This is a genomic window from Ensifer sp. (assembly GCF_035999135.1).
Taxonomy (GTDB): domain Bacteria; phylum Pseudomonadota; class Alphaproteobacteria; order Rhizobiales; family Rhizobiaceae; genus Ensifer.
The window spans coordinates 1-11991 of record NZ_DASYGZ010000167.1; the positions used below are offsets into that span (position 1 = coordinate 1).

The window sequence follows — 11991 nt, forward strand, 5'->3', positions numbered from 1 at the left end:
CCGAATCAGCCGGTTTTTCAGCGGAAATGCTTGACGGGATCGAAAATTCTGGGAATCACCATTTCCGAATAAGAAATGGCGAGATGACACGGCGGTTAGGGAATCATGCCAGAGGCGTTTCAGTGGCAGGACTGTCGGAGCTTGCCCGCTTTGCCACGATCGCTATCGTGGTTAAACAGGAATTAAACATCATCCCGTTACGTCAGGGGAAATGATTCGGTGGCGGGTGCGCGGCGCACCCGGACCTTCGAGCGGCATTGGCACCGGGCTCACGCCGGTTGCGACAAGGAAAGCGACGAACTAAATGGCAACCAAAGTCAAAGAAAACGAAGAAGCTGACGTAGAACGCGAAGGCGCTCCGGACGGCCCGCTTCTCGATCTTTCCGACGACGCTGTCAAGAAGATGATCAAGGCCGCCAAGAAGCGCGGCTACGTGACGATGGACGAGCTCAATTCCGTCCTTCCGTCCGAGGAAGTCACCTCCGAACAGATCGAAGATACGATGGCGATGCTGTCCGACATGGGCATCAACGTCATTGAGGACGAGGAAGCCGAAGAGGCTGCCAGCGGTGGCGACGACGAGGCCAGCGACGACGACGGCGACAGCGAAGGCGGCGAACTGGCCCCTTCCAGCGGCACCTCGCTTGCGACCAGCAAGAAGAAGGAACCGACCGATCGCACCGACGATCCGGTCCGCATGTACCTGCGCGAAATGGGCTCGGTCGAGCTTCTGTCGCGCGAAGGCGAAATCGCCATTGCCAAGCGCATCGAGGCTGGCCGCGAGACGATGATCGCCGGTCTCTGTGAGAGCCCGCTGACCTTCCAGGCGCTGATCATCTGGCGCGACGAACTGAACGAAGGCCAGACGCTTCTGCGCGAGATCATCGATCTCGAGACCACCTATTCCGGTCCCGAGGCCAAGGCCGCGCCGCAGTTCCAGAGCCCGGAAAAGATCGAGGCTGACCGCAAGGCTGCCGAGGAAAAGGAAAAGACCCGCAAGGTTCGCTCGCCCGCCAACGACGACGACATCACCAATGTCGGCGGCGATGTCATGCCGGCCGAGGAGGAAGAGGAAGACGACGACGAGTCGAACCTCTCGCTCGCCGCCATGGAAGCGGAACTGCGCCCGCAGGTCATGGAAACCCTCGACATCATCGCCGAGACCTACAAGAAGCTGCGCAAGCTGCAGGACCAGCAGGTGGAAGCCCGTCTCGCTGCCACCGGCACGCTGTCGCCCGCCCAGGAGCGCCGCTACAAGGAGCTGAAGGACGAGCTGATCAAGGCGGTCAAGTCGCTGTCGCTCAACCAGAACCGCGTCGACAGTCTGGTCGAGCAGCTCTACGACATCTCCAAGCGCCTGATGCAGAACGAAGGCCGCCTGCTGCGCCTTGCTGAAAGCTACGGCGTCAAGCGCGATTCGTTCCTGGAACAGTATTCCGGTGCCGAACTCGACCCGAACTGGATGAAGTCGATCAGCAACCTGGCCGGCAAGGGCTGGAAGGAATTCGCCAAGAGCGAAAACCAGACGATCCGCGACATCCGCCAGGAGATCCAGAACCTTGCGACCGAAACCGGCATCTCGATCGCCGAATTCCGCCGCATCGTCTCGATGGTGCAGAAGGGCGAGCGCGAAGCGCGCATCGCCAAGAAGGAAATGGTCGAAGCGAACCTGCGCCTCGTCATCTCCATCGCCAAGAAGTACACCAACCGCGGCCTGCAGTTCCTCGATCTGATCCAGGAAGGCAACATCGGCCTGATGAAGGCGGTCGACAAGTTCGAATACCGTCGCGGCTACAAGTTCTCGACCTATGCGACCTGGTGGATCCGCCAGGCGATCACCCGCTCGATCGCCGACCAGGCCCGCACGATCCGCATCCCGGTGCACATGATCGAGACGATCAACAAGATCGTCCGTACCTCGCGCCAGATGCTGCACGAGATCGGTCGCGAGCCGACGCCGGAAGAACTGGCCGAAAAGCTCGCCATGCCGCTCGAAAAGGTCCGCAAGGTCCTGAAGATCGCCAAGGAGCCGATCTCGCTCGAAACGCCTGTCGGTGACGAAGAGGATTCGCACCTCGGCGATTTCATCGAGGACAAGAACGCGCTGCTGCCGATCGACGCCGCCATCCAGGCGAACCTGCGCGAGACGACGACCCGCGTTCTGGCATCGCTCACGCCGCGCGAAGAGCGCGTGCTGCGCATGCGCTTCGGCATCGGCATGAACACCGACCACACGCTCGAGGAAGTCGGCCAGCAGTTCTCGGTGACCCGCGAACGTATCCGTCAGATCGAGGCGAAGGCGCTCAGGAAGCTCAAGCATCCGAGCCGCTCCAGGAAGCTCAGAAGCTTCCTCGACAGCTAAGCGGTCGACCATTGAACCATTGGAAAAGCCGGGCCCGTCGCCCGGCTTTTTCGTTTGCGCCTGTCCCATGTGATTTGTGAGTGGTTCGACTGAAGCGTATAGTCACGCTTTCGCAGCAATCTGGGGCACCCGTCGAAGACGCGGGAGCAATCGCACCGCGGGCGTGAACGTGCCTTCGTGGAGGTGTGAAATGACCACGTATGTCGTGCTCCTCAACTGGACAGAGCAGGGCGTGAAGAATGTGCGGGACTCTCCGAAGCGCCTCGATGCGGCCAAGAAGATGCTCGCCGACATGGGCGGCTCGTTCAAACATTTCTTTCTGACCATGGGCGAGTACGACATGGTGGCCATCTGCGAGGCGCCTGACGATGCGGTGGCGGCTCGCTTTGCCATGACGCTCGGCATGGGCGGCAATGTGCGCACCCGCACGCTCAAGGCCTTCCCGGAAGCCGCCTATCGCGAACTGGTGGCCTCGCTCGGATAAGGCACGGTCACCGTCGTTTGAGAGCGGATTTCCCTACGGCGCGCCGTTGCCGGAGAGGATGCGGGCTGATCCGCGCATGGCGACGCGAAAGGCCTCGTCAAAGCTGACGCCGCTTGTCCGCCATCGATAGGGCTTGCCGCCCGCGTCCATGCGCCAGTCAGCAACCCAGCCACGCTCGGCATCGGACCAGATGACGGTGCCGGCAAGCGCGACATCGCCTCCGACTTCAGCGGTTGCGGCGACGAGTTCGCCTGTGCGCGCCTGCGAGAGCCTGTCGAAATCGAGCTGGCGGGCGGTCGCAGTCGAAGCGTCCGGCAGCAGCGTCGCAAGTCCCAGCGGAACGGATGCCGCCTTCAAGGAGTCCGCCATGTATGGACTTTCGCTGCCATCCCGCGTCAGCACGAAGCGGCGCCTCTGGTCCTTGACCGCAACGAAAACGGCGATCGACGGGCGAGGAGCAAGCCAGGGCTTGCGGCCAAGGTCTGCAAGCAGCGGGTCGAGCGTCTTCCGCTCGTACCCACAGGTGAGGTCGTGCGGGCGGTCGTGTGTTCCCTGTTCGTCGTGGATCGGGATACCCTCCATCCGGTCGCGGTAGGAGAAGGACGAGACGAAACGCCCGGCCTCGGCCCGAAGTGCGGCGTAGCCCGGCGCGTTGATGATCGTCGGGTCGCCTGACAGCTTGACGAGCACTTCACCCAGACATTCACGAAAGCCGATCTGCCGATTGACCTCGCCCGTGCCGGTGACGATGGCATCGCTGGTGTAGAGGCTGGCGACATCGCCAGCGAAGGCCGGCCCGACGGGTGAAGCGTGGACGAGGCCGGCCAGCCAGATGGCGGCTGCAACCTGCGCCAAGGCCCTCAGTTTGCTGCAGGCACCGGGCAACTCAGATCACCTTCCTCACAGCCAAGATAGGTCTTGAAGTCCTCGACCCGTTTGCGTGTCAGGCCATCCCGGCACTGCAGGAGAACCATCGGATAGGCTGACCCGCCATCGACGCCGGAAGCGGAGAAATTGCACTCCGCGTCGCGAAAGGCGATCCACGCCTTTTGTGCCGAAACGAGCAGCTTCGCGGCGTCCTGATCGTCCTTCAGGCGGCTGACGATCTGCTTGTAGAGGCTGTTGAGTTCCGCGTCGGAGGCTTTCAGTGCCTTGTCGGCGCATTCGTTCATCGTCGCCTGGTCAAGGGCAGCGGCGCAATCGGCGGCAAGTGCCGGCCGTAACAGGCCGGTGGCGCCGGCAAGGGCTGCAAACATGAAAACAGGAAGCCGCATTCTTCTCCTCCTCGCATCGCCTTATCAGCCTTGAAGAATAGGGCCTGATCAAAACCTCCGATAGTCGAATTCTTGTGAGCACACGTAACTCCCCCCATCGCTCGCAATTGAATCAAAAGGGATCCTTAAGGTTTACGTTTTATCAATCTCTCGGAAACCCGAGGTTCTGCGATGCGTTGCGTATTTGTCGTCGTCCTCCTGTTGCTGGCCGGTTGCGGAACGGTGCCGAGAGACACCCGGAATGCCTGTGCCGTTTTCGAGCAGCAAGATGGCCTTTTCAACAATTGGCGCCGGGAGGCGTACAGCGCCCAGCGCGAATACGGTGTGCCCGTGTCGATCCTGATGGCGACCGTCTATACCGAATCCGGGTTCCGCCATAATGCCCGGCCGCCGCGCACCAAGCTCTTCGGCTTCATTCCCTGGACGCGCGTCTCCACCGCCTATGGCTACTCCCAGGCGCTTGATGGCACCTGGGCGCGCTACCAGAGCGAGACGGGCCGCTGGGCGGCGCGGCGCTCGGATTTCGGCGACGCGATCCGCTTCATCGCCTGGTATCACCGCGAAAGCGCAAAGCAGAACGGCATCGCACTCAACGACGCCTATCGGCTCTACATTGCCTACTACCACGGCCACGCCGGCTATGCCCGTGGCAACTGGAGCGACACGGCCAAGACCGGCGCCAAGCGGGCGGCCGGCATGGCGTCGGTCTACAGCCAGCAGCTCAGGGGCTGCGGCGCCTGACGGACCCGAGAGCATCCTGCCTTCAAGTCGGATCACTCGCGGGCAGAAAGATGCTCTGGAATCAAAGTGCTCATGCGTCCTTTGCGCGTCCGGATGAACGCACGGCGCTTCAGGCATCGGTTCTGGCCGTGGGCTGCAAGCGAATGTCTCCTAGCCGGCGGCGGCGCGCTCCAGTTCGGCAACATCGATCTTCACCATGCCCATCATCGCCTGCTGGGCGCGGGCGGCGCGGGCCGGATCGGGATCACCAAGATGCCGCATCAGCGCGTCCGGAATGATCTGCCAGGAAAGCCCGAACCTGTCCTTCAGCCACCCGCAGTGCTGCGGCGTGCCGCCTTCGAGCAAACGCTCCCAGAAGTAGTCGACCTCCGCCTGGTCGGCGCAGCGCACGAAGAACGACACCGCTTCGCTGAACTTGAAATGCGGGCCGCCGTTGAGCCCCATGAAGTGCTGGCCCTCAAGCACGAACGATGCCGTGAAGGCCTTGCCGTCAGGGCCTTTCTTGACGTCGGTGATGCGGGCATTGCGGAAGATGGAGGTGTAAAAGCCGATGGCGTCTTCCAGTTGATCGTCGAACCAGAGAAAGGGCGTGATCTTCTGCATCTGTGGGTCCCCGCTGTTGGATGGTACCGGCAAAGGACGCGCGAGCATCGCCGATCCCGACAGGCTCCGTGACAATCGCGAAGAAAATTTTGTGGTGATGTCGGAACTTTTGCCCCTGCAGCGTCCTATGCTGGTCGATGAACCGAGGAGGAACTTTCAATGACCTATGTGGACGGTTTCCTGGTTGCCGTGCCGAAGGCGAATGTCGAGGCGTATAAAGCGATGGCCAAAGCGGCCGGCGACGTCTGGATGGAGCACGGCGCGCTTTCCTATTGCGAATGCCTGGGCGATGACGTGCCCTATGGCGAGGTCACATCGTTCCCGCGCGCGGTGCAGGCGAAGGAAGATGAAACGGTGGTTTTTTCCTGGGTCACCTACAAGTCGCGCGCCGACCGCGACGAGATCGTCGCCAAGGTGATGGCCGATCCGCGCTTGCAGGGCGATGCCTGGAAGGAGGTGTTCGACGGCAAGCGCCTGATCTATGGCGGCTTCCAGAGCTTCCTTTCGCTTTGAGCGTCGCGCCCAGAGTCCGGCCGGCGGCGGCTGCCGTTCTCTAGCCTTGGATGGCGGCCGTTGGCGGGGTAAAAGCGTCTGGCGTTTCGATACGCCGTGCCCGAGGATCGGGCCCGGCGCAACGCGTCCGGAGATCGCCATGCCGCAGACGACCATCACCATCGAAACCCGCGGGCAGGGGCTCTACGAGTTCACCGACGCGGCAGCCCGGTTCGTGCGGGCCCATGGCACAGATGAAGGGCTTCTCACCCTCTTCGTGCGGCACACCTCCTGTTCGCTGCTCATCCAGGAAAATGCCGATCCGGATGTGAAGCGCGACCTTGACGGCTTCTTTCGTCGCCTCGTGCCGCCGTCCTCCGATCCGTCGATGCGCTGGATCGTGCACACCCAGGAAGGGCCGGACGATATGCCGGCCCATATCAAGGCCGCGCTGACGCAGGTCTCGCTCGGCATTCCCGTTGCCGGCGGACGCCTGCTCACCGGCACCTGGCAGGGGATCTATCTGTTCGAGCACCGCGACCGACCGCACCGGCGCGAGGTCGTCCTGCATCTCGGCCAATGAAGCCGGCTCAAACCCGACAGCGGGCGATTGACCCGGACGGTTCGCGTTCTAGTTAAACAGGCAGGTTTTCGGGCTGACCGCACGCGAGCGTGCGGTCAGGTGCGAGGCGCCGAAGAGGAGCAGTCATGACCGATGCGCAGACCATTGCCAGTCGCTTCATCGAAGCGCTGAACCAGCGGGATTTCGAGACCATCGCGCGGCTGGCGCATGAGGATATCGAGCTTGATTCGCTTACCGGCAAGCGCATGGTCGGCGTCGCACCTTTGCGCGCCTGGCTGATGAATTACCTGCGTCGCTTCGACGAGCAGTTCGGCGACGTGGTGCTGATGCGCGACGCCTTCGGCCAGCGCGTTGCCGCCGACCTGACGGTGCGCGGCACCTACAAGGAGACGATGGAGGGGTTTCCGGCCGCGTCCGGCCAGACCTATTCGATCCCGAGCGTGCTGATTTTCGAGATCGAGGACGGCGCCATCATCCGGCTCAGCCACTATCGCAACATTCGCGTCTTCGAGCAGGCGCTGGCCGGCTGAGGGTGCCGCAGCCGATGCGCCTGGAACCGGCTTCCTGAGCGCAACAATTTCATGAAATCGAACTGTGCTCGCGCCACTGGTTGCGATCCGCGGATTCACGTCGCTGTCGTCGGGGCTGCCGCCGGGTTTTGCCTCCGAATCATCGAGCGCAATCCGGCGCAACCAGGAGATTGTGTCCGCACACGTGCCGCCACGGCATGGTCCTTCGCCAAAGTGAGAAAAATCAAGCCGTTATCGCCGCGCACGGTCCGAGCTGCGGAGTTCGCTGGCTCGGCGTCCGCACAGCTTTCCGACGCAGGGATCACGTTCCGGCAATCTGAACCTCCCATGAACATCGGGTTCCGCTGTCGTTCAGCTTCAGGAACCTATCCTTTGATCAATCGCTTGGGACGGTGATTGCCCTTTGAACCCTTCAAGCCTGGAGAGATGTCATGAAGAACCGCTTTTTTAACGCTGCTGCTGCCGCCGTCATCGGAGTGACCGGCCTGCTTGGCGCCGCTTCCACCGCTTCCGCCGACTCGATCGAATTCGGCATCGGCCCGGGCGGCGGCGTTGGCGTCCAGTACCGCGACTATGATGGCGGCTATGGCGACGAACGCGACTGGGGTCGTGGCCGTGATCGTCACTGGGATCGCGATCGCCGTGGCGGCCGCTGCGCCCCGTGGATGGCCGTCGACAAGGCCCGCGACCGTGGCTTCCGTCGCGCCTATGTCGCCGACGTTTCGTCGCGTCGTGTTGTCGTCGAAGGTCGCCGCGACGGCTACCGCGACCGCATCGTCTTTGCAAACGTCCGCGGCTGCCCGACGATGGGCCGCTGGTAACCTCTAAAGATCTTCCCGCCTTGTCTCCCCCGGCCGGCGGAAGAATGGCCCCTCGTGCTCCGGCACGGGGGGCCTTTTTGTTGGCTGCGGCGTGCAGCCAGTGGAACGGGCCGCGCGCATTCGTGACCTGAACGGGCGTAGCGCCGCCTGGCGATCGCGGTCTTGCAGTTGCCGTTTCGCGCAATCATCCAAGCCTGAATTCGATCCGGTTGGGCCGGGGGGCCAGGACGTCCCGTGGCGTGGAAACCGGCCTTGGTCAACAGCCGGATGGAGGCGGTGTTGTCAGGTCGACATTCGGCAAAAACAGGCCGGTGAGCCAGCGCTGGATGAGCGGCAATCTGCGCCAGTGTCCCCAAAAGCGCCGACCTCAACGGTTCTGTCAGGGTGGTCAATGACACCCATGGCGCCGATCAGCGTTCGATCGGGAAGCCGCACCGCGAAGAAGTATTCCCTGGTGTCGCTCTGGCTGGCGATGAGGGTTTGCGCCTTCGCAAGCGGGAACCCAACCTCCATGAAGGCCATCCATTGGCTCACGGCCGGCACATCGCTGATCCCGGTCAGTTCCGGGGCGTCCTTCGCCTCCAACTGGCGGATTTCCAAGCGTTCGGTCTTGAACGGCTTCAACATGCCTGCACCCCTCGGACCAATCCAGATGGCCAATCCAGACGATTGTCCAATCTCGACGCTGCAAGTGTGGCGAATGCGTAAGGATCTGCATGGTGCGATTGCAGTTGCCCGATCGGCTGCGGGCATTGCCGGAACAGGTCACGGAAACCTGATGGCGTTGCGACCAGATGTCCAACCAGCCCATGCCAGTCGGCGATCTCCCCGGCATCAGGCATCGGTCCACCCTGAAAATCAAGCCCGGGAACGACGTAGGGTCTAGGGGGCGAGCGGAACTGCGATTGCGGATCGCTACGGCCGGGCAAGTGCGCGAACGTTCGATGACGTGCTCACAGGAGGGGGCGTCATGGCAGGCGTCCCTGAAAGTCGGAGCTGACGATCGCCGTCTTGACGAGAGCCTGGTTGAGGGCATTGCTGATGCGATCAGCGTCGCGCAAAAACAGGGCTCCCGGCGCCGATTTTCGGCGCCGGGAGCGTATCCATACCGAAAGCCCGCGCTTGGCTGCGGGCCTCCTTGACAAGCTTACTGCTTGATTTCGAACGTCACGTTGACGGTGACGTTGTAGCTGTTCTCGCCGGTTGCGACCGGAACGGCATCGGCGGCATATTCCTTGGCCATGCCGGCGCGCATCATCGGCACCGGCTCGGGGCGGAAGCCCTGTTCCGAGATGTTGAGGATCTTGCCGACCGAGACACCGCCGGCTTCCGCCAGCACCTTGGCCTTCTCGACCGCATCGGCAACGGCCGCCTTGCGCGCCTCGGTGATGACGGCTTCCGGCTTGTCGTTGGTGAACTGCACGCCGCCGCCCTGGTTGACACCGAGCGTCACCGACTTGTCGATCACTTCGCCGAGCTTGGCGAGGTCGCGCACGCGCACGCTGACGCCGTTGGTCACCTGGTAGCCGATCAGTTCCGGCGCACGGTTGCTGCCGTCGGTGTTGGTCGGATAGGTGTATTGCGGGTTCAGCATGAAGCCGCTCGTCTGCAGGTCGCGATCGGCAATGCCGCCGTCCTTCAGAGCCTTCAGCACTTCGGCCATGGTCTTGTTGTTGGCATCGAGCGCTTCGCGGGCGGTCTTGGCGTCCTTGACGACGCTCAGTTGCAGAACCGCCATGTCGGGCGCGACCGTCGCACGGCCTTCGCCGGCAACGACGATGGTTGCCTTGTCCTTGTCCGTCTCCTGCGCCTGAGCGGCGGCAACGCCGGCAAAAGCGGCAGCGAAGGCGGCGATCGAAAGCGTGCGGGCAGTGCGTGTGGAAATCATGGTCGATGTCTCTCCGGTTGTTCCGTCCCTGGCGTCTTCTTGGCTTCCGATTGTGTGAGCATTGCGGCAATGGCTTGTCCGCAAAAAGGTTTTCGGCTAGAGCCAACACACGACGCGAACTGCCATTGGTTCGCGCCGCTGGATGGCTACGCTGCCACGCTTCGCGCTGAAGCGCAAAGGCCGCGGTAGCACTTGAAGTTGCTGCCCGTTCTTATCTTTGGATCGTTACGATTTGAGGACAGGGGCAGATCCAGAGTGGGCCTGTAGCTCAATGGTTAGAGCCGGCGGCTCATAACCGCTTGGTTGGGGGTTCGAGTCCCTCCGGGCCCACCATTCATACCAATCGCGAGACAAACCCGGAAAGTCGCACGCGAGCCAGGATTGATCGCCGGATAGGCCTGTTTTCTCTGCGAAGCGACGTTGAGCGACGAGCCCGATCATTCCGTCCCTAGTGTGTGGCTCCCACGGTAGCCGGCCACGTTTTATGTCAAGGCGACTTCCTGTCTTCAATCCGCCGAAGCAACGTAGATGCCATCGAAAGGTGATCCAGGCACTGATCAATGGAGTCATGAATTATTTCATGGCCCCTTGGATTTCGGATTGCTGACATAGATCCCGCGAATATAAACTTGTATCCGCTCTGTTCGTCCAGTTCGCTCTGCGTGAGCATGTCCGTTAGCTTTATCTTGGTGTTTTTCTCGCCGAACGCGTTCATCATCAGGCCGTGACCGCTGTCGTTCACGCCGGAAAGCTTCTTCACGTGCGTGTCAAGGAGCTTGAAGGCCTCGAAGGTCGCCTGCGAATAGTGGCCGTCGTCAAAAAGAGCCCTAGATACCATGGTGATGGCGGAATGGATGTTCCGCTCATCAAAAGGATGAGCAGCAGGTGTCAACGATTGGGGCGAATTTCCAACGTTACGGGATGCCCTGGCGATCCGCTCGAACCGAGTAAGGTTTTTAAACATCGATTAGGTTGGCCTTGATGCTCTTGAAGATGTTGTCGTAGGTCTCCTGTGATCCTTCGGCAGGCAGGTTGATTTCAATCCGCACCGTCAACGCCATGTCTCTTCTCGATGACGCGTGACCCGGTACCGAAACCGTAACAGGCTCGATGACGATGTCGGTCTGTTTCGTCTTTGAGGGTTTGAGTTTCGTTGTTTTCGAATTGCTGTTGGATGCCGGCGCGCGAGGTTTGGTCGGCGTTACTTGTTGCTCGTTTCCAGCCAGGACACTGAACGCCTGGAAGACACCCGCCTGCCTGCTCCCGATGACTTCGCTCGTCTTGTCGTTGGTGCGGAAATACGCCGTCAGTTCGGCTTTGGTAAGGGTCCAGGCATCTTCACCTCTGATTTCGAAGAGGTCGGCATATGCCTCGCGGACCAGAGATGCGAACGCCTTTTCGAACTGGCCCTGAGGCAAAAGCAAGACTTCGTGTCCCTTGTTCGTGCGCTTGCCCTCTTCGTCGATGATCCCGAGGAACTGAAGGGCGTTGATGACATAGCTCTCATTGTTCGAGGCAACCTGGTATTTCTTAACTGTCTCCGAAGAGATCGTTGCGGGGAAATTCTTCCGCAGGAAACCGATCATCTGGGTGATGTTGCCCGGGCCAGAGATATACGGATGAGATGCCATGGTTTTCTCCTTGAATCGAATGACCGATAGATCACGCGAGCGCAGGAGTTACGTCAACCGAATCAAGCTTTGGTTGTAAGAGTGGGATCTTAGAAACGCACTTCATACCCAGGTATTTTTTGGCGGGCGCGCCGCGGTTACTAAACTGTCCGCTCGAAATCCACGACATATGGCCAGGTGCCAACCAATCGGGCCACTTATCATCTTAAATGAAAGCAAGGAGCTTCAGTCCGGATAGTCTGGCGCTCCACCACTCAGAGTATCCAGCCTGTCATGAACAGCCAGCTCGTCATGTTTTCGCCTGAAGCGGGCAGGGCGGTGGGGTTTGACGCGCGTTTGCGTGCGCTCGACTGGTCGAGTGCCGAGAGCGCCACGGCGTCCCATTGGGAAAGCACGTGTTCTGCGTCGTAGCGCTGGACGTTGGCCTGGGCGTTTGCGGCAAGGCGGGTGCGGAGGGTTTCGTCGCCCATCACGCTGGAGAGGGCGTCGGCGAGCGCGGTGACGTCGCCGTCTGGCACGAGGATGCCGTCCTCGCCGTCGGCGATCATGTCGGTCGGGCCCCAGTCGCAGGCAAACGAGACG

Annotated in this window: 16 protein-coding genes and 1 tRNA gene; 9 read left to right on the forward strand and 8 right to left on the reverse strand. The window is 61.4% G+C overall.

The features are described 5' to 3' along the window. The 3 genes from VGO12_RS21545 to VGO12_RS21555 all read left to right on the forward strand — a co-directional run. Positions 1–215, forward strand: a 215-nt coding sequence (locus VGO12_RS21545; RefSeq protein WP_327514791.1) for a hypothetical protein, incomplete at its 5' end; no start/stop codon positions are given. A gap of 89 nt (positions 216–304) precedes the next feature. Continuing rightward, complete coding sequence (rpoD, locus tag VGO12_RS21550; RefSeq protein WP_327514792.1) at positions 305–2362, forward strand: RNA polymerase sigma factor RpoD; 2058 nt, start codon at positions 305–307, stop codon at positions 2360–2362. A 190-nt stretch (positions 2363–2552) separates the two neighbouring features. Next, positions 2553–2846, forward strand: coding sequence for a GYD domain-containing protein (locus VGO12_RS21555; RefSeq protein ID WP_327514793.1), 294 nt, complete (start codon positions 2553–2555; stop codon positions 2844–2846). Between the two features lie 33 nt (positions 2847–2879). Here the strand turns inward: VGO12_RS21555 and VGO12_RS21560 are convergent, their stop codons facing one another. Then, positions 2880–3701 (reverse strand): DUF2066 domain-containing protein, encoded by an 822-nt coding sequence (locus tag VGO12_RS21560; protein ID WP_327514794.1) that lies wholly within the window; start codon positions 3699–3701, stop codon positions 2880–2882. Between the two features lie 5 nt (positions 3702–3706). Further along, complete coding sequence (locus VGO12_RS21565) at positions 3707–4120, reverse strand: lysozyme inhibitor LprI family protein (RefSeq protein WP_327514795.1); 414 nt, start codon at positions 4118–4120, stop codon at positions 3707–3709. A gap of 171 nt (positions 4121–4291) precedes the next feature. On the opposite strand from VGO12_RS21565, the gene VGO12_RS21570 reads away from it, so the two are divergent. Next, positions 4292–4861, forward strand: coding sequence for a hypothetical protein (locus VGO12_RS21570; RefSeq protein ID WP_327514796.1), 570 nt, complete (start codon positions 4292–4294; stop codon positions 4859–4861). A gap of 150 nt (positions 4862–5011) precedes the next feature. Here VGO12_RS21570 and VGO12_RS21575 read toward each other — a convergent pair whose 3' ends face one another. Further along, positions 5012–5464 carry a VOC family protein gene (locus VGO12_RS21575; protein ID WP_327514797.1) on the reverse strand — a complete coding sequence of 151 codons (453 nt, stop codon included), beginning with the start codon at positions 5462–5464 and terminating at the stop codon, positions 5012–5014. Between the two features lie 159 nt (positions 5465–5623). On the opposite strand from VGO12_RS21575, the gene VGO12_RS21580 reads away from it, so the two are divergent. From VGO12_RS21580 to VGO12_RS21595, 4 genes are all read left to right on the forward strand, one after another. Further along, positions 5624–5977, forward strand: a complete 354-nt coding sequence (locus VGO12_RS21580; RefSeq protein ID WP_327514798.1) for a DUF1428 domain-containing protein — start codon at positions 5624–5626, stop codon at positions 5975–5977. Positions 5978–6116: 139 nt separating this feature from the next. Continuing rightward, a complete protein-coding gene (locus VGO12_RS21585; RefSeq protein WP_327514799.1) occupies positions 6117–6539 on the forward strand; it encodes a secondary thiamine-phosphate synthase enzyme YjbQ in 423 nt (140 codons plus the stop codon). 125 nt (positions 6540–6664) lie between these two features. Further along, on the forward strand, positions 6665–7069 hold the full coding sequence (locus VGO12_RS21590) for a ketosteroid isomerase-related protein (protein WP_327514800.1): 405 nt from the start codon (positions 6665–6667) through the stop codon (positions 7067–7069). 431 nt (positions 7070–7500) lie between these two features. Continuing rightward, positions 7501–7890 (forward strand): hypothetical protein, encoded by a 390-nt coding sequence (locus VGO12_RS21595; RefSeq protein WP_327514801.1) that lies wholly within the window; start codon positions 7501–7503, stop codon positions 7888–7890. A gap of 282 nt (positions 7891–8172) precedes the next feature. Here VGO12_RS21595 and VGO12_RS21600 read toward each other — a convergent pair whose 3' ends face one another. Then, positions 8173–8517 carry a GNAT family N-acetyltransferase gene (locus VGO12_RS21600; RefSeq protein ID WP_327514802.1) on the reverse strand — a complete coding sequence of 115 codons (345 nt, stop codon included), beginning with the start codon at positions 8515–8517 and terminating at the stop codon, positions 8173–8175. A gap of 520 nt (positions 8518–9037) precedes the next feature. Continuing rightward, complete coding sequence (locus VGO12_RS21605) at positions 9038–9778, reverse strand: SIMPL domain-containing protein (protein ID WP_327514803.1); 741 nt, start codon at positions 9776–9778, stop codon at positions 9038–9040. A gap of 257 nt (positions 9779–10035) precedes the next feature. Between VGO12_RS21605 and VGO12_RS21610 the strand changes: the two genes are divergently transcribed. Then, a tRNA-Ile gene (locus VGO12_RS21610) sits at positions 10036–10111 on the forward strand. A gap of 154 nt (positions 10112–10265) precedes the next feature. Here the strand turns inward: VGO12_RS21610 and VGO12_RS21615 are convergent. The 3 genes from VGO12_RS21615 to VGO12_RS21625 all read right to left on the reverse strand — a co-directional run. Next, on the reverse strand, positions 10266–10742 hold the full coding sequence (locus tag VGO12_RS21615) for a TIGR02391 family protein (protein WP_327514804.1): 477 nt from the start codon (positions 10740–10742) through the stop codon (positions 10266–10268). After that, positions 10735–11409, reverse strand: coding sequence for a DUF5343 domain-containing protein (locus VGO12_RS21620; protein WP_327514805.1), 675 nt, complete (start codon positions 11407–11409; stop codon positions 10735–10737). The genes VGO12_RS21615 and VGO12_RS21620 overlap by 8 nt, the downstream gene beginning before the upstream one ends. 254 nt (positions 11410–11663) lie before the next feature. Next, a partial coding sequence (locus VGO12_RS21625; RefSeq protein ID WP_327514806.1) for a glycosyltransferase occupies positions 11664–11991 on the reverse strand: 328 nt, incomplete at its 5' end.